Below are 25,523 nucleotides of genomic sequence, written 5' to 3'. Positions count from 1 at the left end.
CATGGCGACATGCTGAGCGGACCGGCACTAATAGGCCGAGGACCTGGCCACAAGAGTGAGGAGAGAGTAATGCGTCCGGCTTTGAGGGATGACCCTCGGAATCTGGTGGAGATGGCGCGGCGGGCACACCTGTACCCATCCCGAACACAGAAGTTAAGCGCCGCAGCGGCGACGATAGTGCGCGAGTGCGACAATAGCGCTCCGCCAGGTAGCGAGAGGACCGGAAGGTCCTTTTTCTTTATCACAAAAAAGCACATTTAGTATTCTAACTTTACGTGGTATGATTATAGAGATATTTTATTTCTTTACAATGATTCTTAAGGAGGAAAAATATGCGTATAGGTATTTTTACAGATACATATTTACCTGATATTAATGGTGTTGCGACATCATCCAATATCCTTGCAAGGGAGTTAATAAAGCATGGACATGATGTCATCGTCGTAACAACTGAATTACCTGAAGGGTCAAAATATCAAGATCAAGGTCATGTCATTAGAGTGCCTGGTTTAGATTTAAAGAAGATTTATGGCTACCGTCTGGCATCCATATATTCTTTTTCAGGAATGAAAGAAATCAAGGAGTTTGATCCTGAAATCATTCATATTCAAACAGAATTTGGTGTTGGTATTTTTGGAAAAATTGTTGGAGAAATACTGGATATACCTGTTTGTTACACATATCATACGATGTGGCGTGATTATAGTCATTATATTAGCCGTGGTATTGGACCGGTAGATAGTGTGATGAAGAAGATTATTGAGAAGATTTCTAAAGTTTATGGTAATAGCTGTGCTCAGTTAATCGTCCCTTCAAATAAAACTAAGGTAGCCTTGGAGAGTTATGGCATTGATAATAACATTGCCGTCATTCCTACGGGATTAGAACTGGATCGTTTTTATCAAAGAAATGAGCATTTGGTTAATCTTATAAAAGATGAGTATCATCTTCATCAAAAATTTGTCATAACTTTCTTAGGAAGAATAGCTCCTGAGAAAAGTATTGATTTTATTTTAGAGAGTCTTCAACAATTCTTAAAAGAACACGATGATGCGCTTTTGATGATTGTCGGTGGTGGTCCACAATTAGATGACTTAAAAATATATGCGAGAGAGCTGGGACTAGAAGGTCATGTGATCTTTACAGGTGCTAAAGAACCTCAGGAAGTTCCTAGCTTCTATCATGCAAGCTCACTCTTTGTTTCAGCAAGTACAACAGAGACACAAGGACTGACTTATATTGAAGCGATGGCTTCCGGCTTGCCCGTTTTAGCGAGATATGATAAGAATTTAGAAGATGTTATTAAAAATGGGGAGAATGGCTATTTCTTCAATACGAGAGAAGAATTATTAGACCTTGTTGAAAATCTAAAAAAGAGTGATTTGCATCTATTGAGTCAAAAAGCTAAGGAAGATAGTGAAGAATATAGCGCAGAACGCTTTTATCAAAAGATTATTACTGTCTATAATAAAGCCATCCATCATTATATTTATCGCTATGTTATTAAACGATTAGAAAAGATGGATGAAAAGAAGTATCTTATGACTGTTGGATATGATAGTCATGAAACAAAGGTCAGTGTGACTGCGGATACCATGAAGCGCTATGGTTTAGCTGTTGGTCATGAAATCAATCGTGAGGAGCTCGATGCCTTACGTGAACTTGAGCAATTTTCACAGTGTTATAACCTGGGATTAAAGTATTTGAGCTATCATGATTATCCTAGTGAAAAATTAAAGAAAAAGCTTCTTACAAAAGGCTTTGATGAGATGGCTGTTGAACGGGCAATGGATCAGTTTATGACCCGTGGACTTGTTGATGACTATGATTATGCGCTCAATAAGATTCATCATTACTTACGTTTAGGATATGGCTTAAATCGAAGCGCAATGAATCTTAAGAAGGAAGGCATTCCTGCAAGCATTATAGATCAGGCCTTGGATGAATTTACAAATGATATTGAAGTCGATCGTGCTGTTGCCTTAGTAAAGAAGCTTTACAATGAAAATAGCACAAGATCACCTGCAGCACTTGTTGCATCGATTAAAAATAAGCTATTCAACAAGGGCTTTAGTGAAGAAACAGTGAATGAGGCAATGAATGCCATTCATATGGAATTCCCTCATGAACGTACCAAATTATTACTTGAAAAAGAATATGATCGTGTCTTTAGCCGCTATCAACGCAAGTTTGCGGGCAAACAATTAAAGAATAAATTAATAACTTTCTTAATCCAGAAGGGCTACAGCTATGATGACGTTGTGGAAGTCGTGGAAGAGAAGTGGAAAGAGGATGAAGAATGAAAATAAATGAAATGATGCCAGGTAGTGATAATGTAGAATTTGAAGCTATTATCGCGAAGGTTACTGTTGGGAAAACAAATGGCAATAATAAATCCAATTATCTTAATCTTGTTTTAGAAGACCAAACTGGCAGCCTGGATGCAAAACTTTGGTCAGCAACACCTCAGGATGTAGAAACATTCATTCAAGGTACATTGGTCAAAGGAAAAGGCGATATTATTAAGTATAATGGCAATCGCCAGATGAAAGTCATAAAACTCAACAAGATTGATGCAACAGATCAGCAGAAGTTGGCTTTTATACCTTGTGCGCCTTTACCAGTTGAAGAAATGATGAATTTCTTAGATACACAAATCAATAAGATTCGAGAAAAAACATATCATGATATCGTCAAGTCAGTTATTCATGATCATCGTGAAGCATTCATGTATGCACCAGCTGCGAGTCATAATCATCATGAATTTGTATCGGGCTTGCTTTATCATACCTATACAATGGTGAAATGTGGTCTAGCAATGTGTGACATCTACACATCACTTGACAAAGACTTACTTATCAGCGGCATTATTCTTCATGATATTGGTAAAATCCAGGAACTAAGTGGCCCAATCGCTCCAGTCTATACGCTAGAAGGCAACTTGCTTGGGCATATTTCCATAGGTGCTGAATTAGTTAAGAAAAAAGCTGATGAATTAGGATTTGAAGGCGAGAAAGTGACATTACTTATTCATATGATCTTAAGTCACCATGGTGCTAAGGAATATGGCTCACCTGTTCTACCAATGATCAAAGAAGCTGAAATACTATCTTTAATTGATAATATTGATGCGCGAATGAACATGTTTGAAAAAGCATTAGCAGAAACAGAAGAAGGAGAATATACAAAACGTATTTTTGCCCTGGAAAATAGGAATGTTTACAAGCCAAAGAAGGCATAAAATATTGCCTTTTTTGCTTGTTTTCTTATAATGATATTTATGTTATACTAGATGGGTGTAGGAGGATACCTTATATGGATAAAGTAAAAAAATGGTTTTTTGAAGAAGAAGACGAAGATGATGTCTTTGAAGAAGAACCTGTTGTAGAAACACAGGAAACATCAGCTGCACAAAAAGCATCTTTATTTGAAAAAGCAAAATCAAATCGTGCTAGTGAAGCAATTTCTAATTTAAATGCGAATAGTAATTTGGTTTTATTTGAGCCAAGATCATATAGTGAAACACAGGATATTGCCTCTTATCTGAAGAATAAGAAGGCAGCTGTAGTCAATCTTCATCGCTTACAGAAAGAACAAAGCAAGCGTGTGATAGATTTCTTAAGTGGTGTTATTTATGCCATTGAGGGTGATATTCAGCAGATAGGACCAAAGATCTTCTTATGTACACCAAAGAATATCTCAGTTGCTGGTAGCATCAATCTTGATGATGATGAATCAGAAGTAGAATAGTGTTAGAACATTTTAAAGGTGACGAAGAGCTCGTTAGCAAGATTCAAGATTATGGCTTACAAGCAGAAAAAGGCCAACTTGTCCTTACTAAATTTCTCAATCCCCATGAACGTAAAGTCGTTCATGATGTCCTAGGCGGGCAATTAGATATCTATGAGGATGGAGGATTTGATGGGGCGGAGAATAAGCGCGTTATTATTTGCGCAAACTACTATGTTATTAGCCAAGAAGACTTCAAGATTAAAGTCTTTGAGCTAGATTATAATGATCATTTTGGCAAGTTAACACATCGTGATGTTCTTGGCGCTTTGATGCATTTAGGCATTGATCGCAGCGTTGTTGGGGATATTTGTGAAAACCCGCTTGCCATTAGTATATGTGAAGAAAACAGCGCTTATATTCAAATGAACTTGAATAAGATTAAACGTAGCAGTGTTCATCTAAGAGAAAACAAGGGACGCTTAAGTGTCCAGATCGATTATACAACAAAACGCTATTACCTCTCGTCACTTAGACTTGACAAGGTAGTAGCTTCATTCTTCAAGCTTTCACGTAGTAAAGCACAAGAAGCCATTATCCATGGTGATGTGAAAGTCAACTATAAAGTCAATATGGACATTGCTCATTTGCTTGATGATGGGGATATGATTTCTTTAAGGCATTATGGCCGAGTGAAACTCAGTGACACAAATAACCTGACAAGAAATGAGAATCATATTGTTGATGCATTGTATTATAAATGAGGTGGATTCATTGGAAGGGAATTTTAAGAAAAAGACTTTTGGCGGCTATGATACAGAAGAAGTGGATTTAGCCTTTATAAGTCTGAATAAGAAAATTGAAGATCAGGCACAACAGATTGCCACGCTTAAAGAAGAATTGCAACAAGTCAAAGAAGACAAAGCAATGCTTATCAATCAAACTGCAATTACTAAGCAAGCCAATGAAGAAATTGCCAGACTTGCCATCAAGGAAGCAAGTTCACTCATTGATAAGGCAAAGAAGAATGCTAATATGATTCTTAAAGAATCGATGGATTATGTTAAAGGCTTGGATCGTGAGGTTAATGGATTCAAGGATAGTGCTATTGATTTCAGGGCTCAAGTAGAGAAAATGAGCAAAGATTTATTGGAAACTATTGACAAATCCGAAATATTTAGTTTAATTAAGGAAGAAAATACGAAGAAAGAGACAGAAGATAATTAGGAGCTTAGAGAGAAGCCGTGGGTGGTGAAAACGGTTAAGCAAGTGTTATCTTGAATCACTCTGGAGTAGCATCCTGAAATAAGTAGGGATCGCCGCAAGTCGCGTTAAGACAAAGAGGCATCTGACAAGATGTAAATTAAGGTGGTACCGCGTTTAAGACGTCCTTTTGGGATGTCTTTTTTATTTTGAGAAAGGAATTTAGTGAAATGGATTACAAAAATACGTTATTAATGCCAAAAACTGACTTTGAAATGCGTGGTAAGCTCACAACAAAAGAACCAAAGTTTCTTGAACGTTGGAATGAAGCTGACATGTATGAAAGAGTTGTAAAGATGAATGAGGGAAAGGAAGATTTTATCTTCCATGATGGTCCTCCATATGCCAATGGCAATATGCATATTGGACATATGTTGAACAAAATCATCAAAGACACAATCGTGCGTCAAAAGACTATGGAAGGCTACCATACACCATATATTCCAGGTTGGGATACACATGGTCTTCCAATTGAAAATGCTATTCAGAAATTAGGCGTTGACCGTAAAAGTATGCCAATTGCTGAATTTAGAAAGAAATGTTATGAGTATGCTTTAACACAGGTGAAAAAGCAGATGGAACAGTGTGTCCGTGTTGGTACATTTGCTGATTACAAGCATCCTTATTTGACATTAATGAAGGAATTTGAAGCACAGCAGATCAATGTCTTCGCGAAAATGGCACTTGATGGTCTGATTTATAAAGGATTAAAACCTGTTTACTGGTCTCCATCTTCAGAATCAGCACTTGCCGAAGCAGAAGTTGAATATCATGATGTCAAGGCCCCAACAATCTATGTTCGCTTTAAAGTTAAGGATGGTAAGGGCTTATTAAGTGAGGATAACACTTATTTTGTCATCTGGACTACAACACCATGGACAATTCCTGCTGACCAGGCAATCTGCTTAAATCCAAACTTTACTTATGCTGTTGCTAAGAGTGAAAAAGGCAATCTCATTGTTCTTGAAGAACTTATTGATCAGTTATGGGATATCTTTGGTTTAAAGGAAAAAGAAGTTATTCAGCGTTTCTCAGGTAAAGAAGCAGAATATATTACATGTGTTCATCCACTCTATCCAGATCGTGAATCACTTGTAATCTGTGGTGACCATGTTACTACTGAAAGTGGTACTGGCTGTGTCCATACAGCATCTGGTTTTGGTGAAGACGACTTTAATATCTGTCGTAAATATCATATTCCTGTCTATGTGAATGTTGATGAACATGGTCGTATGATGGAAGACTGTGGCGAATGGCTTGCCGGTCAGTATGTTGATGATGCCAATAAGACAGTCACAAATCGTCTTGATGAACAGGGTGACTTGTTGAACTTAACTTGGATTACACACTCATATCCACATGACTGGCGTACAAAGAAGCCAATTATCTTTAGAGCAACTGATCAGTGGTTCTGTTCAATTGATAAGATCAGAGATAAACTTCTTAACGAAATTGACAAAGTGCATTGGGTCAATGAATGGGGACATATCAGAATCTACAACATGATCAAAGATCGTGGAGACTGGTGTATTTCTAGACAGAGAACATGGGGTGTTCCAATTCCTATCTTCTATTGTGAAGATGGTACACCAGTTATGGAAAAGGCTGTTTTTGATCATATTTCTGAACTCTTTAGACAATATGGCTCAAATGTATGGTTTGAAAGAGATGAAAAAGATTTATTGCCAGAAGGCTATACAAATGAACATTCACCAAATGGCATCTTTAAGAAAGAAAAAGATATCATGGATGTATGGTTTGACTCAGGTTCATCACATACAGGCGTCTTAATTGAAAGAGGCTATCGTTATCCAGCTGACCTCTATTTTGAAGGTAGTGACCAGTATCGTGGCTGGTTCAACTCATCATTAATTATCGGTACGGCTGTTCATGGTCAGGCTCCATATAAAGAAGTGCTTTCTCATGGTTTCGTTCTTGATGGCAAGGGCAACAAGATGTCTAAGTCATTAGGCAATACTGTTGATCCAATTAAGGTTGTGAACCAGTATGGTGCAGATATCTTAAGATTATGGGCAACAACATGTGATTATCAGTCAGATGTAAGAATTAGTGATGAAATCATGAAGGGCGTTTCAGACTCTTATCGTAAGATCAGAAATACTGTTCGTTTTATGCTTGGTAACCTCAATGGCTTTAGTGAAGATGATTTAGTGGATGTTAATGAATTAGAAGCTGTTGATAAGTATATGCTTGTAGAATTGAATAAGGTCATGGAAGGACATCGTAAGTACATGGATGCATATGACTTCCCACAGGCTAACCAGCTTGTCCTCAACTTCCTTACAAATAACATGTCTTCATTCTATATGGACTTCACAAAAGATATCCTATATTGTAATGAAGAAAATGATCCACGTAGAAGAAAGGTTCAGACTGTTCTTTACTATTCTGCAAAGACAATCATGAAACTCATGAGTCCTGTTCTTGTCTTCACAACTGAAGAAATGCATGATCATTTCTATTGTGATAAACAGAAGGCTGAATCTATTTTCTTAGAACCTGCTCCAGAATTACTAGATATTACTGATGGTGAAGCTATTGCAGAAAAATTCAATAAGTTCATGAATTTACGTAGCGATGTCATGAAAGCTCTTGAAGAATTACGTAACAATAAGGAAATCAAGAGTAATATGGAAGCAAAGGTTGTCCTCTCTCTTAAAGATGACTACAAGGATCTCTTAGATTTAGAAGATCAGTTCAACACATTATTCATTACAGCAAAGGTCGAATTAACAGATAATCATGAAGGCTTAACTGAATATGAAAGTGCTTATGTCAAGGCTGAAAAATTCGATGGCGATCAGTGTCCTCGTTGCTGGAACAGATTCGATCATGGCACATTAAATAGCGATGGCTTATGCCCACGCTGCTCTGCGGCTGTAAAGAAAATCACAGTAAAATAAAATAAAGGGTTCATTTGAACCCTTTCTATTTTTAGGAGTATTTATGAAGAAATTAATGACAGTTCTTCTTACCTTAATACTGATTATACCTGTTTCATTTGTCCATGGTGAAGACTTACAGCTACACTCACAGTTTGCCTATGCCTATGATGGTACGAGTGGTCAGGTTCTTTATGACAAGGCTGGCAATGAGAAGATGTTTCCTGCTAGCATGACCAAAGTCATGACTGTTTATACAGCATTAGAGAAGATCAAGAATCTTGATGAAAAGATTACTGTTGTCAATTCTGATGTTGATCAATGGTGGGCTAAAGGTGCATCAATTGCGAATCTTGAAGTAGGCATGACACCAACATATCGTGATTTGCTTTATGGGGCGCTTTATCCAAGTGGTGCCGATGCATGTTATATTCTTGCAACGAGAACCTATGGCAGTGAGGAAACTTTTATAAAAGGCATGAATGATAATGCTAAGAAACTAGGTATGGATCATACACATTTTACGAATGTTGTTGGATTGCATGACGAAAATCATTATTCCACATGCCATGATATGGCTTTGGGTTTAGCTGCTGCCTACAAGCTGCCTGCATTCAAGGAAGTCTTTAATGGCCGTCGTTATCATGCAACAGTCAATTTATGGTATTTCTCTGTCCTGACAAAGATTGAAAACAAATATCATGTTTCGGCACCACTCATTCTAGGTGCTAAGAGTGGATATACAAACCAGGCCCAGCATTGTCTTGCGAGTGCGATGGCACTTGGTGATCATGATGTCTTTATTGTGACAGGACATGCCCAGAGTGATGGTACGGGTGGTGTGGCTGTTCAAGATGCCAATACGATTTCGCAATATCTCAACAATACAAAGAAAGTTGTCACACCTATTCATCAGGGTGATGTTGTCAAGAAAGTGAGTGTCTGTAATGCGAAACTGACATCAAAGACATTGATAGCTAAAGAGGATGTATCGGTTGTTGTTGATAAATCGATTGCTGATAAAGATGTGAAAGTGAGCTGGGATGGACCCGATAGCATCAGTGCTCCTTATGCAAAGAATAAGGTGATTGGCAAACAGGTCATTTCTGCCAATGGACAAAAGCTCAAAGAAATAACCTATAAGAATGATAAGGAAATTAAGATTGCCATCAAGTCTACTGTTGAAGAACATCGAATTCCTATCATTGTATTAGCTTTTATCATGGCCTTGATCCTGATGATTCATCATCGCAATAAGAAAATCAGAAGAAGAAAAGCTAGAAGAAAAAGACAAAGACAAAAACAAGCAAAAAGAAGCTAGGAAACTAGCTTCTTTATTTTTTCTCTACCTGACGATCAATAATATAACCAACTAATCTTAGCAAAAGGATAATAAATAAATCAATGACAATAACAACTTGCCATTTTCCCATAAACACTGAAATAACTGCTAAGATAAAGGATAATATAAAGCCAATTGTTGTTAGAAAATCCATATATTTATGTTCTTTTAAACCCATATTTTCACCCCATGTTTTGATTATAGCACCTTTTAAAATTTTCTCAATATGCTACAATATGACATGTAAGCACTTAATAAGAAGGAGTTTTTTATGATTGGAGTGAGTCGTTGTTTATGCGGAGATTGTTGTTCATACCGTGGCGACAGCAATTTGAGAGAGCGTTTTAAACTGATGGATGAAAAAGGCAAGGTTGTCAAGATTTGTCCAGAGGTGATGGGCGGTTTACCAACCCCAAGGGTGCCTGCAGAAATTGTCAGTGAAATGCCTCTGACAGTCATGACGAAGGATGGTCGTGATGTCACAAAGGAATTTGTGATGGGAGCAAGAGTCGCTCTTGCGATACTCAAGATGCATCATATAAAAACAGTTGTTTTGAAAAGCCGTTCACCTAGCTGCGGCTGTGGTGCAATCTATGATGGAACCTTTTCATCAACAATCATCAATGGCAATGGTGTATTTGCAAGAATGTGCCTTAAAGAAGGTATAACTGTTTATAATGAAGATAATTATGTGGAGGATATTTAAATGGGTCATATTTTAAGAATGCAACCAGTTTTACATGAGAAAATCTGGGGAGGAAGTGCATTACATGATATCTACGGCTATGAAATCCCTAGTGATCATACTGGTGAGGCATGGGTGATTTCGGCTCATCCAAATGGAGATTGTAAGATCGCTGAAGGAGAATTTAAAGGTCAGTATTTGAGTGAAGTCTATGCAAGTCATCGTGAACTCTTTGGCCATATCGATGCACCAAAGTTCCCACTCATGGTCAAGATTCTTGATGCCAATAAGGATCTTAGTGTCCAGGTTCATCCTGATGATGACTATGCAGCAAAGCATGAAAACTCATTAGGTAAGACAGAATGCTGGTATGTACTTGGTGCTAAGGAACATACCAAGATGGTGATGGGGCATCATGCCAAAACAAAGGAAGAACTCAAAGAAATGATTGAAAAAGACGATTATAAAGATCTTCTTAATGTCATCACAATCAATAAAGGAGATTTCTTCTATATACCTGCTGGCACACTCCATGCGATTTGTGCAGGCTCATTAATCTATGAAGCCCAGCAAAGCAGTGATATTACCTATCGTGTCTATGATTATCATCGTAAGGGTGATGATGGTAAAGAACGAGAATTACATGTCAAGCAGTCAATTGACGTTACAAATTGTCCTGGTGAACTTGATCAGGAAACAATCTTTGTCAATGAAAAGCTAGATAAAGGCATGCGTACACATTATCTTCATGCCAAATACTTAAGTGTCTATGGCTATAAGATTTATGGCGAATGCATTATCCCTATGGATACACCTTTTGCCTTAGTCACTTGTATTGATGGAGAAGGTACGCTGAATGATCTTCCTTGCAAGAAGGGGGACAACTTTGTAGTTTGTAGTGATGTTGAAGAAGTTGTATTTGATGGTGGCATGGATTTAATGGTCACAACATTATAGAGGTATGAAGATGAAAGATGTTTATCAAGAAGCTTTAAAATTACATGCTGAACATGAAGGCAAGATTGAAGTGAGCTTAAAAGTGGCTTGTGAAAATGCTGAAGATCTCTCGCTCGCCTATACACCGGGCGTTGCTCAGCCCTGTCGTGAAATTGCTCAAAACAAGGATGATGTCTATAAATATACATGGAAATCACATTCGGTCGCAGTTGTAAGTGATGGAACAGCTGTTCTTGGCTTAGGTGACATTGGTCCTGAAGCAGCTCTTCCTGTTATGGAAGGCAAGGCTTTGCTTTTTAAGCGTTTTGCCGGTATTGATGCAATTCCACTTTGTCTAGATACAAAAGATCCTGATGAGATTGTAGAGATTGTCAAAAAGATTGCCCCAACATTTGGGGGTATTAACCTTGAAGATATCAGTGCTCCAAGATGTGTGGAAATCGAAAGACGCTTAATCAATGAATGTTCTATTCCTGTCTTCCATGATGACCAGCATGGTACAGCAATCGTTCTGACAAGTGCCTTAATGAATGCCTTAAAGGTTGTCAATAAGAAGCCTGAGGATATCAAGGTTGTTGTATCAGGAACAGGAGCAGCTGGTTCATCTATTATCAAGATGATTCATAGTCTTGGCGTAAAGACAATTTATGCCTTCAATATTAATGGTATCGTCATTAAGGATGATTATGACCAATATGATTTCCTTGTCAAAGAACTCACAAAAATCACCAATCCGGACAATAAACGCATGACCCTCAAGGAAGCGATGGTAGGCGCTGATGTCTTTATTGGTGTATCCGCACCAAAACTTGTTACAAAGGAAATGGTCGAAAGCATGAATGAAGGTAATATTGTCTTCCCAATGGCAAATCCAGAACCAGAAATTACATATGCTTTGGCCAAAGAAGCCGGTGCGACAATTGTTGGTACAGGACGTTCTGATTTCCCTAACCAGATTAACAATGTGCTCGCTTTCCCTGGTTTGTTTAAAGGCGCATTAAGTGTTCGTGCAACAAAGATTACCGAAGGCATGAAGCTTGCTGCTGCTAAGGGACTTGCCAGTCTTGTTGATGACAGTGATCTGAATGCTGATCATATTATTGTTTCAGCCTTTGATCCAAGAGTAGCTGATACAGTTGCTAAGGCAGTTGCTGATGAGGCGATTAAGGAGGGTGTCATTCATGATTAAGGGACATGTTATTCATTGCAATATAAATGTTACAAATTTAGAAAAGAGTCTTGCTTTCTATAAGGAAGCATTGGGCTTAGAAGAGAAAAGAAGAAAAGTAGCCAGTGATGGAAGTTTCATTCTTGTTTATATTGGGAATGATTTTGATGATTTTGAAATAGAGCTGACTTGGCTTAAGGACCATCCACAGCCTTATGAACTTGGTGAGAATGAATCACATATTGCCTTTGAAGTGGAGGATATGCAAAAAGCACATGCACACCATGAACAAATGGGATGCATATGCTTCGAAAACCCTGCAATGGGCATTTATTTCATTCATGATCCAGATGATTACTGGCTAGAAGTCTTGCCTAAAAAGTAAAATAATCGTGATTTGGATAAAGGAGAGTTGCTGAGAGATTCAGTGACTCTTTTTTCAGTTCTTCACTTATTTCATAATGCCCGAAATAGTGAATCGGCATAATATATTTGGCTTTGACATGCTGATCAAATTCCATTAAGCCATCAATATAATGTTCATCAAGACGCTTATCAACAGGAACAAAAGCCATATCGAAATAGTCTTGTTTAAGATAGCTTAATTCTTTGAGATAGGTATCATGCTGCCAGATGTTATCAAGATGATCCTGCTCGTTATCTTCCTGCCAATGCCAGTCATTTAAATCACCTGCAAAATAAATTTTCTTGTCCTCCACTTCAACAATAAAGCCAACACCTTGATCAGTAGAAAAGAGGGTCTTGATATGAAGATCATCAATGTCTAAGGACTCATGAGGTCCCATCATAAAGGCATCTTGTATTGGCTTAATGTCATTGGAAAGAATATATTTCTTTTTGGGATGTTTGATATCAAAGATAGCAGGAGTGTAATGGTCTGAATGGGCATGGGAGTTGAAGATGTAGAGAGGTTTATTCATTTTTAAGTTGAGATGTCCTTGACCAAAATAATCAAAAAGCAATATGTGCTTCTTGCCTTCAACAAGAACACTACTATGTGTTATTAACTGAACTTTCATAGAAAAAAGAATAGCTTAAAGCTATTCTTCCTCACTTCCATCGTCGTAATTAGCAACGTTATGATATACCTGGTCAACATCTTCAGCATCATTAAGAAGGTTCATAAGTCTTTCAAATAATTCCATGTCTGCCCCTTCAAGTTCAACTGTTTCAGTTGGTGTTGTCTGGATTTCATCAACATCAAAATCAACATCTGGTAACTTTGACTGAATAGCTAACTTGATATTGTTGTAGTCTGTTGGTTCACCAACAATCTTCACTGATCCATCTTCAAGTGTAGTGATGTCTTCAGCATCAACCGCATTTTCAATTAATGCATCCAAAGCATCTTCTTCACTTAAGCCTTTGAACTGTACAACAGCCTTTACATTATATAAGTAAGAAACAGAGCCTTCAGCACCAAGCTTAGACTTTGCCTTTGTGAAAGCAGGTCTTACCTGTGAAATTGTTCTATTTGTGTTATCTGTTAAGCACTTTACAATTAAAGTTGATCCACCAGGACCAAAACCTTCAAACTGTAATTCTTTATAGTCTTCACCAGCACCATTCTTAACCTTGTCAATCGCATTATTGATAACGTGAGAAGGAACCTGGTCTTTTTTTGCTTTATTGATGATAGCTCTTAATGATAAATTAGCGTCTGGATCAGGACCACCAGTTTTAGCAGCCTGATAAATTTCTTTTCCGTAGAAAGAATATAGCTTTGTTTTCTTTGCAGCAGTTGCAGCCATAGATGCTGCACGCACTTCATGAGCTCTACCCATTATTTTTCCTCCTAATAAATATTTTACAAAAATTACGTACCAATTATATCATTTCATCCCATGAATTCAATAATAAATTGCAATAACACACCAAATGCCTTACTATTGAGGTATGAAAAGAATAATAATTATAGGCGCAGGAGCTAGTGGGCTTTTTTGTGCAATCAAATGTAAAGAACTCATGAATAATGTGGATGTTATTGTGCTTGAGGCCAATAAACAGCCACTCAAAAAACTTTTAGCGACTGGGAATGGTCGTTGTAATCTATCTAATAAGTCTTTGTCTTTTGACCAATATAATGGCGAAGTCACAAAGCCTATACAGGAGATCATCAGTCAATTTGATGACCAGAAAGAATTCTTAGAAGAAGGCTTGTTGACGAAATGGATGGGGAATTTGCTTTATCCGGCAAGTGAACAAGCCAAAAGCGTTGCGGAAGTTTTATTGGATCGTGCTCATCATTTAGGCATTGCAATCTTAACTGAACAGACAGTTATTAGTCTTAAAGAAAACAATCAAGGCTATAAGATTATCTGTGAACAAGCAAGCTATGATGCAGATTTTGTCGTTTTGGCGATGGGCAGTCAGGCTGGACTTCTTTCAACAGAAAATGATCGTCAAAAGATTATTGGTAACTTGTTGCCAATGGTGCCTTTTAGGCCAAGTCTAACGCAGATGTATACTTCTCCAGTTTTAAAAAGTCTCAAAGGTGTACGTGTCAAGGCGATTGTCAAATTGATGGATCAAGATGCGCTTTTATCTTGTGAAAAGGGCGAATTGCTTTTTACAGATTATGGTGTAAGTGGTATTTGTGTGATGCAGCTGTCACGTTTCTATAAGCCAGGCTGTCATTTAGAAATAGACATGATGCCTTCTCTTGAGGAAGAAGAATTAGAAGCTATTCTTAAAAAATCACCGCTTACACGTCCATTAATGGGACTTGTTAATACAAAAATAGAACAATATCTATTTAAAAACAAAGAACCAGTTAGAACGCTAAAAAACCTGAAACTCTCTATAACAGGGTTACGTGACTATAAGACAAGTCAGGTGATGCAGGGTGGTGTAGTTGTACGTGCACTTGATGACAATCTTGAAAGCAAGCGTCATCCAGGGCTCTTTGTAATTGGAGAATTATTGAATGTAACAGGAAATTGTGGTGGCTATAATCTTCATTTTGCTTTTGCATCCGCAAAGCATGTAGCTAATGCAATAGAAGGGATTATCAATGCTTAAAATAACGAATGTCAATGTAAAACTAGGAGAAACGGATTATGCAGCCGTTATCTCCAATGAACTCAACATACCAAAAAGAAATATCAAGGATATTAAAATACTTAGAAAATCCATTGATGCAAGACGCACAAAAGTGCATTTCATCATGAGCTTTGCCTTTTCTTCCAACAACGAAGAGAAGCTGCTCAAAAGACATAAGAAGCTTTCTATATATAAGCTCTATGTCTATAACTATCTTCCTCAAACGCAGGATCATGTCGTTGTGGTAGGAAGTGGACCTGCTGGCTTGTTTTGCGCTTATGTTCTTGCTCATGCAGGTAATCAGGTGACAGTGATTGAAAGGGGCAGCAAGATCGAAAAGCGTGTTGATGATGTCGATCGATTAATGCGTGACGGTATTCTTAATGAGAAAGATAATATTGCTTTTGGGGAAGGTGGCGCAGGCACATTCTCGGATGGCAAGCTGACAACGGGGACAAAGAATCCACGGATTCGTTATGTTCTTGATACATTCTTAGCACATGGTGCACCGGCGGAAATTGGCTATGACGCCCTGCCTCATATTGGCACGGACCGTTTAAGAGCAGTGATAATCAATATGCGTAAGGAGCTTGAGAGACTAGGAACAACGTTCATGTTCGATACAAAATTTGTGGATTTCTATGACCAAGATGATAAACATATCACAGTTGTTGAAAATGCAGAGGGAAAACAGGAAATTGTTTGTGATGTGCTTGTGCTTGCCTTAGGCCATAGTGCCCGTGATACTTATCGCATGCTTGATCAAAAGCTTGAAATTGTGCCAAAGAGCTTTGCGGTAGGGGTACGTATTGAACAACTGCAATCAACCATCAACAAGCTGCAATATAAGCAGGATGCTAATTCGCCCTATCTCCAGGCGGCTCCTTATAAGCTTGCCGTGAAGACGAGTGAAGGAAGAGGCGTCTATACATTCTGTATGTGTCCAGGTGGTGTCGTTGTCCCCTCAACAGAGAAGGATGGCTATCTTTGTGTCAATGGCATGAGCTATTATGCTCGTGATAAGGCCAATGCTAATAGCGCGATTCTTGTACAGGTGAATCCTGAAGACTTTCCAGAAGGCAGTCTAGGTGGTATTACTTTTCAGGAAGACATTGAAAAGAAAGCTTATCAGCTAGGTGGAAATAATCTTAAGGCACCAGTTCAAAAGGTTGCTGATTACTATCAACATAAAAAGAGTGAAGAACTTGGTAAAGTCATCCCAAGCTATATGCCAGGTACTGTTCTAGAAGATATCAATGAAGTTTTCCCTGAATTTATTAATCGTAATTTGAAAGAAGGATTACAGTTAATGAATGAAAGAATGCCTGGCTTTATTGATGAGGATACGATTATTACAGCTGTTGAATCACGTTCATCAGCACCTATTCGTATATTGAGAAATCAAGACATGGAAGCAACACGCTTTAACTGGATCTATCCACTAGGAGAAGGGGCTGGCTATAGTGGTGGGATCATGAGTAGTGCTGTTGATGGTATAAGGGGTGCGGAAGCTATTCTTAAAAGAAATGAGGAATGAGTATGAGTCTTATTACATTTAAGAATGTTGTGAAAGAGTATCATATGGGGGAAGCTGTCATCAAGGCTAATGATGGTGTTGATTTTGTCATTGATGAAGGGCAGTTTGTTGTGATTGTTGGAGCAAGCGGTGCTGGCAAGACAACAGTACTCAATATGCTTGGTGGCATGGACCAGCCAACAAGGGGAAAGATTCTTGTGGATGGTGAAAATATTGCAGCTTTCAATGAAAACCAGTTAACAGAATATCGTCGTAATGATATTGGCTTTGTCTTTCAGTTCTATAATCTTGTCATGAATTTAACAGCCTTAGAAAATGTGGAGCTCGCTACGCAGATTTCACAAAAGCCACTTAATCCCCAGGATATCCTCGAACGTGTTGGCCTTGAGGACAGGGCCAATAATTTTCCTTCCCAGTTGTCAGGAGGAGAGCAACAAAGAGTTGCCATTGCCCGTGCTATTGCGAAAAATCCCAAACTGCTTCTTTGTGATGAGCCAACTGGAGCACTTGACTACCAGACTGGCAAAGCCATCTTACAATTGCTGCGGGAGATGTGTGATGATTATCATATGACAGTTGTGGTCATTACACATAATCTAGAGATTGCGAAAATGGCCGATCAGGTTATTCGTCTTAAGAATGGTAAGGTTATTGATCAGTATGTCAATAAGATACCTTTACCAGTCAGCCAGATAGAGTGGTAAGATGAAAAAAACATTATTAAGAAAAGCCCTTAATCGCAGCATTAAGCAATCTTTTGGGCGTTTTCTTTCCATTTTTATGATTATTGCCCTAGGGGCTTCCTTATTTTCTGGCTTGCGCAATACCCCTGCCAGCATGGAAGCAAGTGTCAGCAAAGATGTTAAGGCTGCACATTTTGCAGATCTTACCTATATCGCAACACTAGGCTTTGATCAGGATGATATTGAAGCTGTAAAAAAGATAAAAGGTATCAAGAAGGTTGAACCAGGTTATCAGTTTGATGCTTTGTTGCAAGATGGAGCAGGAAAACTTGGCGTCAGTGTACATGCGATTGATCATTATGATAAGAATGTATTAAATGCCCCAACACTTGTCAAAGGGCGTTATGCGAAAGAAGGCAATGAAGTCATGATTGATCGCCAGCTTGTCAGCAAGAACATTGCTATAAACAAGACCATCACATTATCCAATGATGATGGCACACAGGATTATAAGATTGTAGGTATTGTTGATGATATAAGATATATCTCAAATGCTGATCGGGGTGTTAATACACTTGGTGATGGGACAAACAAGGGCTTTATTCTCATGACAAACAAGGCAGCAAACACTCTAGCCATGCCTTCAAAGCTTCTTGATTTGCGTAAAAAAGAAACCCTCTATAATACCCTGAGTATTCAGCTTAAAGCCTTGCCGGCGAATATCTTTTCTGAAGACTACAAGGAACAGGTGGCTTTGAAGAATAGCAAGATTCATACGATCCTCACGACGCGTCATGAAGAGCTTTATGATGACTTAAGTAATGATATCGTCAAAAAGCTTAATGATGCCAACAAAGATTATGAAAAAGCAACAACAAGCTACCAAAAGCAGCAAGCTGACTTTAAGAATGGCATTAATGATGCCAAAATCAAACTTCTTCAGGCCAAAATCACCCTCGGCAGCAAAGAAAAAGAATATTATAGCCAAAAGGCCAAGATCAATAAGAATGATCAGAGTTCTACAAAGAAGCTCCAAGAATTATCAAAAACAATGGCTTCCCTACAACAATCACTCCAAAACCAGATGCAAGATCCAGCAGCAATGCAAAATGGTACTGCTTTCGCTTCAATCACAAAGCAGATTGCCATGTTGACACAAAGTATTGGGGCAACAACAATGATTCTTTCAAGCAATCAGGCACTTGAAGAAGCAAAGCTCAAGCTTGATCAGGCGGCTAATGATCTAAGTGTTCAGGAGGCAAATCTTGCATTAAAAGAAGTTGAAGGTTCTAAGCAATTGGATGAAGCTTCTATTAAGCTGAAGGATGCTAAAAAGCAGCTCGATGAGGCAAAAGGAAAGGTGGATGAAGTCCCTAAAGGTACCATCTATACCTTAAGTGGTGAAGATAATATTGGTCTGGTGAATTATCAGAATAATATTACAGCCATTAAGGCTATTGCCTATGTCTTTCCGCTGATCTTTTTCTTGGTGGCAGCTCTTGTCTCATTAACAGCCATGTATCGTATGGTTGAATCTGAAAGAGAATACAATGGCACTTTAAGAGCGCTAGGTTATAGTAATTATGATGTCATGAAGCAGTATTTACGTTATGCTTTATTGGCTACTTTGCCCGCAAGTTTAATAGGCATACTATTGGGCAATCAATTCTTTGTCCGTATTATTCTCTATCTTTATCACTATATTATGTTTAATATTAATAATTATGTAGTGGTACAAGGCGTTGTAGTGAGCTTGTTGACAATTCTCTTGTCAGTAGGGGTCACAAGTGCTGTCACACTTATTGTCTGTCGACGTGAACTCTTTGAAATGCCAGCTAGCCTGATGCGTCCAAAAGCGCCAAAAATGGGCAAGCGAATACTCTTAGAACGCCTACCATTTATATGGCGAAGACTTTCTTTTAATCAAAAAGTGACATTGCGCAATATTTTACGTTATAAAGCGCGCTTCTTTATGAGCATTATTGGTATTGCCGGATGTACTGGACTTATTATTACCGGCTTTGGCATTAAGGACTCAGTTAAAGGGATTGTTGACTTGCAGTATGGTAATGTTTATCAGTATGATGCGATGATTCATTTTAATGAAAAGCGCAACCTCAAAGAAAGCAATAAGCTGATCAAGAGTCTTGAAAAAGAAGGCGTTTCAAAAATGACAATGCTTTCCTCTAGCTATGTTCATATGCTTGCCAACCGTAAGGATCTAGATACGACACTTAATGTTTATGCCTCATCCGATGATCTTTACAACTTCATCAATTTCCGGTCTTTAAGTCATAAGAAACTGACATTGGATGATGAAGGTGTCATCATCACACAAAAAGCAAGCGAACTGACTGGCTTACAAAAAGGTGACCGCTTATATCTCAAGATTGGTGATGAACAATATGAAGTTAAGGTGAGTGGTGTCATGAAGAGCTATTATGGCCATCTTTGCTTTATGAGCAAGACACTTTATGAAAAACTGACCCATAAGAGCTTTATGACGAATACTGGATATGTCAATTTTGTCAATAACAATAAGAAGAACAGACACCTTCTTTCAGAACGTCTTACAAAAGATCAGCTCGGTTCAATCGAATATCTCAAAGAGAGTGGTCAAAGCTTTGCGAATCGTCTTTCTTCACTCGATATCGTTATTGCAATCCTTATTATCTTTGCCGGCTTGCTTGACTTTATTGTTCTTTATAATCTCACAACAATCAATATTGAAGAACGCAAACGTGAAATAGCGACAATTAAAGTGCTAGGTTTTAGAAAAAGAGAGTATTACGACTATATCTTTAGAGAAAATAGTCTGCTTTCTTTCGTCGGAGCGATTCTTGGCTTTCTTATTGGCATGGCCATCCATGGCTTTATTATTCATCAAGTGGAATTTGAAGCAACAGTCTTTATTCGTTCCATTCACTTAGTCGTCTTCCTGATTGCCTTTATGATAACCATGTTATTTACATATTTCATTAATCTTTCTATGCGCCATGTTTTAAGACGTGTAGATATGGTTGAATCTCTTAAATCGATCGAATAGGGACATCTCGCGATGTCTCTTTTTTGTATAATCATAAATAAAGAAATATTTGGTCATGAGTTTAGGTTGATGTATGCAGTTACATTACACTCTATATGTAGTAATTGTTTAAAAATCGATACAAAAATACTTAATACGTTCGTAAAATAACAAATTGAAGAAAATATTTTAGATAAAAAGCAAAAATAGTGGAATATTTGGGTTGACATCTTTTTATCACTAAGTATAATAATGTCATACGAAAAAGGATTTGAGGGGGAATTGTTATGAAATTCAAGAAAGTATTAGCAATTGCCGCATGTGCCTCAATGTTAGTAGGCTGTGGCGGTAATGCAACAAAATCAACAAGCAATGGTACAGTGAAGGCTCCTAAGTTTGGTTTCATTGGTCCATTAACAGGTGATGCTTCACAGTATGGTACTGCCGTAAAGAACGCTTTACAGTTAGCTATTAAGCAGTACAACAGTAAGCATGGTACAAAGATTAAAGCTTATTACTATGATGATAAGGCTGATGCTACTGAAGCTGTTAATGCTTATAACAAGTTAGTCAATGATGATAAGGTAACTGCTGTTCTTTCACCAGTTACAACTGCTTCAGCTATCGCTGTTGCGAAAGCCGCAAGCAAGAATGGAACACCAATATTAGCTCCATCAGCTTCAGGTGATAGTTTCACAATTGATCCATCTACTAAGAAAGCTTATCCTAATGTATTCAGAATCTGTACAAACGATTCTTATGCAGGTACTTACTTAGCTAAATTATGTAACACAAAATTCCACTATAAGAATGTTGCTGCATTATATAACAAGGAACTTGACTACTCTACAGGCTTATACAATGCCTTCAAGGTTGAATCTAAGAACCAGAATGTCAATGTTGTTTATGCAGGTGCTTATAATGCCAATACAAAAGATTTCTCTACATTCGTTCAGAAAGTAAAGGATTCTAAAGCTGATGCAGTTTATTTACCAGATTACTATGAATCTGTAGTTGCGATTGCTAAACAGTTAAGAGATGCTGGTGTTAATGTTCCATTATTTGGTGGTGACGGCTGGGATGGTATCCTTGACGTTAAGGGTGTTAATGCTGCTAACTTCGAAGATACATATTTCGTTTCAGGCTTCAACAAAGATGCAACAAGCGGTCCTGCAAAGGAATTCGTAGATGCTTATAAAGCTGAATACAATGCTACTCCAAATATGTTCGCTGCCATGGAATATGATGCATTAAATGTTATGATGAAAGTTATCAATGAAGTTAAATCAACAGATTCTAAGAAGATCACTGATGCTTTAGCTAAAGTTGATGTTAAATCTGATGAAGCTGCTTGTGGTGGATTTAAATACAACAAGGATCATAACCCACAGAAAGAAATGTCTGTTGTAACAGTTAAAGCTGGTAAATACGTAACAGTACAATAAGGGTCATTAACTTTATAGGGAGACTTGTTCTCCCTTATTTTTTTAGAAAGGATTGATTTTATGGATTTTATTAATCAGGTCATCAATGGTCTCTCGACGGGATCGATGTACGCACTCGTTGCCATCGGATATACAATCGTATATGGTATTGGTAAAATGATTAACTTTGCCCATGGTGAGATCATCATGGCTTCTGCTTATTTTGCATATGTTGGTATGAGCTTCTTGCATTTACCTGCTCTTGTTGCTGTTTTGCTTTCTATTATTTTAACTGCACTTTTAGGTGTGCTGACAGAAAAAGTTGCCTATAAGCCACTTCGTGGTAAGGGCTCGCTTGAAGTCTTAATTACAGCCATTGGTGTTTCTTATTTATTACAGAATGTTTTCTATATGATCTTTACTTCATCTGGTAGAACATTCCCACAGATTATGCCAAAGGGTGCTATTAATATTGGTGGTCTTTCTATTACTTATATTACAATCATTACTTTAATTATTTCCTTTGTCGCTACAGGCATTCTCCTCTTCTTCATTAATAAAACAAGACTTGGTAAAGCTATGCGTGCCGTTTCTGAAGACCAGGGTGCAGCACAGTTAATGGGTATCAATGTTTCAACAACAATTTCCTTAGCCTTTGCGATTGGTTCAGGCTTAGGTGCACTTGCCGGTGTCATCTATGGTGCAAAATTCTCCATCATCAACCCTTACATTGGTCAGATGCTTGGTATCAAAGCCTTCATCGCTGCCGTTCTTGGTGGAATTGGTTCCATTCCAGGAGCGATGGTTGGTGGCTTACTGATGGGTGTTGCTGAATCATTGACAATTGCTTATATTTCATCTGATTTCTCTGATGCCGTTGTCTTTGGTATCTTGATTCTTGTCTTATTAATTAAACCTGCTGGTATCTTTGGCAGCAATGTAAGAGAGAAGGTGTAAGCTTATGAAGAAAAAACTTATTCGTGAACTCGTTACTGCGCTTGTGCTCGCTGTTGTTGTTTATGCCATCTTTGCGATAGGCTTTGCGACAGGGGCTATTAATAGCTACTGGCAAGGGATCTTAATGCTTGTTGGTATCAATGTGACTTTAGCTGTTTCACTTAACTTGGCAACAGGTTATCTTGGCCAGTTAACACTGGGCCATGCTGGCTTTATGGCAGTCGGTGCCTATGTATCGGCCTTACTTTCCATGTATGCGAATTTGCCATTTGTTTTAACGCTTGTGATTGGGGCTGTTGCAGCCGGCTTTATTGGCTTATTGATTGGTGTCCCAATCTTACGATTAAAAGGTGACTATCTTTGTATTATCACTTTAGCCTTCAATGAAATCATTCGTGTTATTATCGTTAACCTTTCTATCACAAATGGTTCTAAAGGTCTGATTGGTACACCTTCCGATACAACATTCCTTGCTGTATATTTAGTTGCAGTAATTACAATCTTTGTCGTTTATTCGATTGTACATTCTAGACATGGTCGTGCAATCATCTCTATTCGTGAAGATGAAACAGCAGCTGAATTATCAGGTATCAATATTACTTATTATAAAATTCTAGCTTTCGTTATTTCAGCATTATTTGCCGGTTTAGCTGGTGGTCTTTATTCCCACTATATTGCCATCCTTGTTCCTAAATACTTTGATTACAATAAATCAGTTGAAATTTTAGTAATGGTCGTTCTTGGTGGTATGGGTAATTTACCTGGCTCTATTATTGCTGCTGTTGCCTTAACTATTATTCCTTCATTATTAATTAGTTTCTCACAATATCGTATGCTGATCTATGCCATTGTCTTAATTGCCGCAATGCTTTTAAAGAACAGTGATGCAGGGATTGCATTACGTGCAAAATTACCAAAGTTTAAAAAGAGAGGGGAGGTCGAAGAATAATGAGTTCAAGAAAACCATTACTACAGACAAAAGGCTTAGGAATCCAGTTTGGTGGACTTAAGGCTGTTGATGAATTCAATTTCTCTATTGACAACAACCAGCTCTTTGGTCTTATTGGTCCTAATGGTGCCGGTAAAACAACTATTTTTAACCTTTTAACAGGTGTCTATACGCCAACAAGTGGCCAGATCTTACTTGATGGCAAAGCTATTAACCATTCTTCACCAACTCAGATCACACAGATGGGTGTTGCTCGTACTTTCCAGAACATTCGTTTGTTTAAAGATATGACGGTGCTAGATAATGTCAAGGTAGGCTTACATCATTCCCATCAGTATTCATTACTAGCAAGTATTTTACATACCCCTAGCTATTTCAAAGGGGAAATGGCAATGGATGAAGAAGCCCGCAGCTTACTTCGTGTCTTTGACTTAGAGAAGTTTGCGAATGTTAAAGCAAGCAATCTTCCTTATGGTAAACAGCGTCAGCTTGAAATTGCCCGTGCCCTTGCAACATCACCTCGCTTATTGCTTCTTGATGAACCAGCTGCTGGTATGAACCCAACGGAAACAGCAGAACTCATGGAAACAATTAAGGTTGTCCGTGAGAAATTCTCAGTTGCGATTCTATTAATTGAACATGATATGAAGCTTGTCATGGGTATTTGTGAAAAGATTTGTGTATTGAACTTTGGGACTGTCTTAGCATTCGGTACACCTGATGAAATTAAAAACAATCCAGATGTCATTGCGGCTTATTTGGGCAATGATGCGTAGGAGGTAGATTTATGTTATTGACAGTAAAAGATCTTAATGTGCACTATGGTGTGATTCATGCCATTAAAGATATTAATCTTGAAGTTGAAGAAGGTCAGATTGTGGCCTTGATTGGGGCAAATGGTGCTGGCAAGACTTCAACACTTCATGCCATCAGTTCCTTATTGACTTCAAAAACGGGTGAGATTGTCTTTGATGGACAGGATATCAGCAAGATGCCAGCTCATAAAATCGTTGCTACACATCTTGTGCAGGTGCCTGAAGGAAGACGTATTTTTGCTCAGCTTTCTGTAGAAGATAACCTGGAGATGGGGGCTTTCTTAAGAAATGACAACAAGATTGAAGAAGATATGCAGCATGTCTATGAACTCTTCCCACGTTTATCAGAACGTCGTAAACAGCTTGCAGGAACGCTTTCTGGTGGTGAGCAGCAGATGCTAGCCATGGGACGTGCGCTTATGAACAAACCAAAGCTTCTTCTTCTTGACGAACCTTCAATGGGCTTGTCACCAATTCTTGTTAATGAAATCTTTGATATCATTAAGACAATCAATAAAGAAGAAGGCGTAACAGTACTTCTTGTTGAACAGAATGCGACAAAAGCCTTAAGTATTGCTGATAAGGCTTATGTTCTTGAAACAGGAAAAATTACTGTTTCTGGTAATGCTAAGGAAGTAGCAAATAATCCACGTGTTAAAGAAGCCTATTTAGGATAAGAGAAGTGCTTAAGCACTTCTTTTTTTGTAGTACAAGCGAAGCTTGTATCTAGTCTTTAGACAGTTGAGCGTACGTAGGACGTGAAACAATAAACCACCTGCTATGCAGGTGGATGGCAAGACAGTTATACAAAAACATCACCGTTCCTTCTATAATGGTAAGTGTTCAAGTTACCGCTAAAAAAGAAAGGAACGGTGATGTCTCATGGCTCATAAAGCCAATTCGCTATCGCATACAAAATGGTATTGCACATACCATATCGTATTCACACCAAAGTATAGACGAAAAGAAATATATGGTCAATATCGAAAAGACCTTAAGGAAATCATAAAGGAACTCTGCAGG

At 38.1% G+C, this 25,523-nt stretch carries 24 protein-coding genes, 1 rRNA gene and 1 other annotated feature; of the genes, 22 read left to right on the top strand and 3 right to left on the bottom strand.

Annotated elements, in window-relative coordinates:
* Positions 1-101: 101 nt before the first annotated feature.
* From rrf to T529_RS0108975, 8 genes are all read left to right on the top strand, one after another.
* Positions 102-210 (top strand): 5S ribosomal RNA (gene rrf / locus T529_RS0109010).
* A 122-nt stretch (positions 211-332) separates the two neighbouring features.
* Positions 333-2,303 carry a glycosyltransferase gene (locus T529_RS0109005; protein ID WP_033163284.1) on the top strand — a complete coding sequence of 657 codons (1,971 nt, stop codon included), beginning with the start codon at positions 333-335 and terminating at the stop codon, positions 2,301-2,303.
* Positions 2,300-3,241 carry a 3'-5' exoribonuclease YhaM family protein gene (locus tag T529_RS0109000; RefSeq protein WP_033163283.1) on the top strand — a complete coding sequence of 314 codons (942 nt, stop codon included), beginning with the start codon at positions 2,300-2,302 and terminating at the stop codon, positions 3,239-3,241. Before T529_RS0109005 ends, T529_RS0109000 begins: the two co-directional genes overlap by 4 nt.
* A 65-nt stretch (positions 3,242-3,306) precedes the next feature.
* Positions 3,307-3,750 (top strand): cell division protein SepF, encoded by a 444-nt coding sequence (locus tag T529_RS0108995; RefSeq protein WP_033163287.1) that lies wholly within the window; start codon positions 3,307-3,309, stop codon positions 3,748-3,750.
* A complete protein-coding gene (locus T529_RS0108990) occupies positions 3,750-4,493 on the top strand; it encodes a YlmH family RNA-binding protein (RefSeq protein WP_033163282.1) in 744 nt (247 codons plus the stop codon). Before T529_RS0108995 ends, T529_RS0108990 begins: the two co-directional genes overlap by 1 nt.
* Positions 4,494-4,503: 10 nt before the next feature.
* Positions 4,504-4,956 carry a DivIVA domain-containing protein gene (locus T529_RS0108985; protein ID WP_033163286.1) on the top strand — a complete coding sequence of 151 codons (453 nt, stop codon included), beginning with the start codon at positions 4,504-4,506 and terminating at the stop codon, positions 4,954-4,956.
* Positions 4,924-5,125 (top strand) — a binding site (T-box leader). Its footprint overlaps the gene before it by 33 nt.
* Before the next feature lie 37 nt (positions 5,126-5,162).
* Positions 5,163-7,916: an isoleucine--tRNA ligase gene (ileS, locus tag T529_RS0108980; RefSeq protein ID WP_033163281.1), complete on the top strand. Its 2,754-nt coding sequence runs from the start codon at positions 5,163-5,165 to the stop codon at positions 7,914-7,916.
* 43 nt (positions 7,917-7,959) lie between these two features.
* Positions 7,960-9,216, top strand: a complete 1,257-nt coding sequence (locus tag T529_RS0108975) for a serine hydrolase (protein ID WP_051646939.1) — start codon at positions 7,960-7,962, stop codon at positions 9,214-9,216.
* A gap of 13 nt (positions 9,217-9,229) precedes the next feature.
* Here T529_RS0108975 and T529_RS0108970 read toward each other — a convergent pair whose 3' ends face one another.
* Complete coding sequence (locus tag T529_RS0108970; RefSeq protein WP_033163280.1) at positions 9,230-9,415, bottom strand: hypothetical protein; 186 nt, start codon at positions 9,413-9,415, stop codon at positions 9,230-9,232.
* Between the two features lie 93 nt (positions 9,416-9,508).
* On the opposite strand from T529_RS0108970, the gene T529_RS13400 reads away from it, so the two are divergent.
* Genes T529_RS13400 through T529_RS0108950 form a run of 4 tightly spaced genes read left to right on the top strand, consistent with a single transcriptional unit; the run spans position 9,509 to position 12,432 of the window.
* The gene (locus T529_RS13400) at positions 9,509-9,943 is read left to right on the top strand and encodes a 2-thiouracil desulfurase family protein (protein ID WP_033163279.1); all 435 of its coding nucleotides are present in this window, start codon (positions 9,509-9,511) and stop codon (positions 9,941-9,943) included.
* Positions 9,944-10,879, top strand: a complete 936-nt coding sequence (locus tag T529_RS0108960) for a type I phosphomannose isomerase catalytic subunit (RefSeq protein ID WP_033163278.1) — start codon at positions 9,944-9,946, stop codon at positions 10,877-10,879.
* Between the two features lie 10 nt (positions 10,880-10,889).
* Positions 10,890-12,068 (top strand): NAD(P)-dependent malic enzyme, encoded by a 1,179-nt coding sequence (locus T529_RS0108955; RefSeq protein WP_033163277.1) that lies wholly within the window; start codon positions 10,890-10,892, stop codon positions 12,066-12,068.
* Positions 12,064-12,432 (top strand): VOC family protein, encoded by a 369-nt coding sequence (locus T529_RS0108950; RefSeq protein WP_202962289.1) that lies wholly within the window; start codon positions 12,064-12,066, stop codon positions 12,430-12,432. The genes T529_RS0108955 and T529_RS0108950 overlap by 5 nt, the downstream gene beginning before the upstream one ends.
* Here the strand turns inward: T529_RS0108950 and T529_RS0108945 are convergent.
* Both T529_RS0108945 and T529_RS0108940 read right to left on the bottom strand, forming a co-directional pair.
* The gene (locus T529_RS0108945; RefSeq protein ID WP_033163275.1) at positions 12,422-13,087 is read right to left on the bottom strand and encodes an MBL fold metallo-hydrolase; all 666 of its coding nucleotides are present in this window, start codon (positions 13,085-13,087) and stop codon (positions 12,422-12,424) included. The two genes, T529_RS0108950 and T529_RS0108945, sit on opposite strands and share 11 nt — an antisense overlap.
* A gap of 21 nt (positions 13,088-13,108) precedes the next feature.
* Positions 13,109-13,852: a YebC/PmpR family DNA-binding transcriptional regulator gene (locus T529_RS0108940; protein ID WP_033163274.1), complete on the bottom strand. Its 744-nt coding sequence runs from the start codon at positions 13,850-13,852 to the stop codon at positions 13,109-13,111.
* Between the two features lie 112 nt (positions 13,853-13,964).
* Between T529_RS0108940 and T529_RS0108935 the strand changes: the two genes are divergently transcribed.
* The 10 genes from T529_RS0108935 to T529_RS12860 all read left to right on the top strand — a co-directional run.
* The gene (locus T529_RS0108935) at positions 13,965-15,089 is read left to right on the top strand and encodes an aminoacetone oxidase family FAD-binding enzyme (RefSeq protein ID WP_033163273.1); all 1,125 of its coding nucleotides are present in this window, start codon (positions 13,965-13,967) and stop codon (positions 15,087-15,089) included.
* Positions 15,082-16,647, top strand: a complete 1,566-nt coding sequence (locus T529_RS0108930; protein ID WP_033163272.1) for an NAD(P)/FAD-dependent oxidoreductase — start codon at positions 15,082-15,084, stop codon at positions 16,645-16,647. Before T529_RS0108935 ends, T529_RS0108930 begins: the two co-directional genes overlap by 8 nt.
* A gap of 2 nt (positions 16,648-16,649) precedes the next feature.
* The gene (locus tag T529_RS0108925; protein WP_033163271.1) at positions 16,650-17,351 is read left to right on the top strand and encodes an ABC transporter ATP-binding protein; all 702 of its coding nucleotides are present in this window, start codon (positions 16,650-16,652) and stop codon (positions 17,349-17,351) included.
* A gap of 1 nt (position 17,352) precedes the next feature.
* On the top strand, positions 17,353-20,376 hold the full coding sequence (locus T529_RS0108920) for an ABC transporter permease (RefSeq protein WP_033163270.1): 3,024 nt from the start codon (positions 17,353-17,355) through the stop codon (positions 20,374-20,376).
* A 266-nt stretch (positions 20,377-20,642) separates the two neighbouring features.
* Complete coding sequence (locus tag T529_RS0108915) at positions 20,643-21,800, top strand: ABC transporter substrate-binding protein (protein ID WP_033163269.1); 1,158 nt, start codon at positions 20,643-20,645, stop codon at positions 21,798-21,800.
* Between the two features lie 60 nt (positions 21,801-21,860).
* Positions 21,861-22,736: a branched-chain amino acid ABC transporter permease gene (locus T529_RS0108910; RefSeq protein WP_033163268.1), complete on the top strand. Its 876-nt coding sequence runs from the start codon at positions 21,861-21,863 to the stop codon at positions 22,734-22,736.
* A 4-nt stretch (positions 22,737-22,740) separates the two neighbouring features.
* The gene (locus T529_RS0108905; RefSeq protein ID WP_033163267.1) at positions 22,741-23,685 is read left to right on the top strand and encodes a branched-chain amino acid ABC transporter permease; all 945 of its coding nucleotides are present in this window, start codon (positions 22,741-22,743) and stop codon (positions 23,683-23,685) included.
* Positions 23,685-24,461: an ABC transporter ATP-binding protein gene (locus T529_RS0108900; protein WP_033163266.1), complete on the top strand. Its 777-nt coding sequence runs from the start codon at positions 23,685-23,687 to the stop codon at positions 24,459-24,461. The genes T529_RS0108905 and T529_RS0108900 overlap by 1 nt, the downstream gene beginning before the upstream one ends.
* Positions 24,462-24,472: 11 nt before the next feature.
* Positions 24,473-25,177, top strand: coding sequence for an ABC transporter ATP-binding protein (locus tag T529_RS0108895; RefSeq protein WP_033163265.1), 705 nt, complete (start codon positions 24,473-24,475; stop codon positions 25,175-25,177).
* Between the two features lie 205 nt (positions 25,178-25,382).
* Positions 25,383-25,523 (top strand): transposase (locus T529_RS12860; protein ID WP_202962288.1); only part of this gene is annotated, 141 nt, incomplete at its 3' end.

It is taken from the genome of Sharpea azabuensis DSM 18934 (assembly GCF_000702165.1).
GTDB classification, from domain to species: Bacteria; Bacillota_I; Bacilli_A; order Erysipelotrichales; family Coprobacillaceae; genus Sharpea; species Sharpea azabuensis.
This window is presented reverse-complemented; position numbering and strand designations above follow the sequence as displayed.

Coding starts and splice junctions, on each gene's coding strand:
- T529_RS0109005 (WP_033163284.1), top strand. CDS start 333: ATGCGTATAGGTATTTTTACAGATACATATTTACCTGATATTAATGGT.
- T529_RS0109000 (WP_033163283.1), top strand. CDS start 2,300: ATGAAAATAAATGAAATGATGCCAGGTAGTGATAATGTAGAATTTGAA.
- ileS (WP_033163281.1), top strand. CDS start 5,163: ATGGATTACAAAAATACGTTATTAATGCCAAAAACTGACTTTGAAATG.
- T529_RS0108975 (WP_051646939.1), top strand. CDS start 7,960: ATGAAGAAATTAATGACAGTTCTTCTTACCTTAATACTGATTATACCT.
- T529_RS0108970 (WP_033163280.1), bottom strand. CDS start 9,415: ATGGGTTTAAAAGAACATAAATATATGGATTTTCTAACAACAATTGGC.
- T529_RS13400 (WP_033163279.1), top strand. CDS start 9,509: ATGATTGGAGTGAGTCGTTGTTTATGCGGAGATTGTTGTTCATACCGT.
- T529_RS0108960 (WP_033163278.1), top strand. CDS start 9,944: ATGGGTCATATTTTAAGAATGCAACCAGTTTTACATGAGAAAATCTGG.
- T529_RS0108955 (WP_033163277.1), top strand. CDS start 10,890: ATGAAAGATGTTTATCAAGAAGCTTTAAAATTACATGCTGAACATGAA.
- T529_RS0108945 (WP_033163275.1), bottom strand. CDS start 13,087: ATGAAAGTTCAGTTAATAACACATAGTAGTGTTCTTGTTGAAGGCAAG.
- T529_RS0108940 (WP_033163274.1), bottom strand. CDS start 13,852: ATGGGTAGAGCTCATGAAGTGCGTGCAGCATCTATGGCTGCAACTGCT.
- T529_RS0108935 (WP_033163273.1), top strand. CDS start 13,965: ATGAAAAGAATAATAATTATAGGCGCAGGAGCTAGTGGGCTTTTTTGT.
- T529_RS0108930 (WP_033163272.1), top strand. CDS start 15,082: ATGCTTAAAATAACGAATGTCAATGTAAAACTAGGAGAAACGGATTAT.
- T529_RS0108925 (WP_033163271.1), top strand. CDS start 16,650: ATGAGTCTTATTACATTTAAGAATGTTGTGAAAGAGTATCATATGGGG.
- T529_RS0108920 (WP_033163270.1), top strand. CDS start 17,353: ATGAAAAAAACATTATTAAGAAAAGCCCTTAATCGCAGCATTAAGCAA.
- T529_RS0108915 (WP_033163269.1), top strand. CDS start 20,643: ATGAAATTCAAGAAAGTATTAGCAATTGCCGCATGTGCCTCAATGTTA.
- T529_RS0108910 (WP_033163268.1), top strand. CDS start 21,861: ATGGATTTTATTAATCAGGTCATCAATGGTCTCTCGACGGGATCGATG.
- T529_RS0108905 (WP_033163267.1), top strand. CDS start 22,741: ATGAAGAAAAAACTTATTCGTGAACTCGTTACTGCGCTTGTGCTCGCT.
- T529_RS0108900 (WP_033163266.1), top strand. CDS start 23,685: ATGAGTTCAAGAAAACCATTACTACAGACAAAAGGCTTAGGAATCCAG.
- T529_RS0108895 (WP_033163265.1), top strand. CDS start 24,473: ATGTTATTGACAGTAAAAGATCTTAATGTGCACTATGGTGTGATTCAT.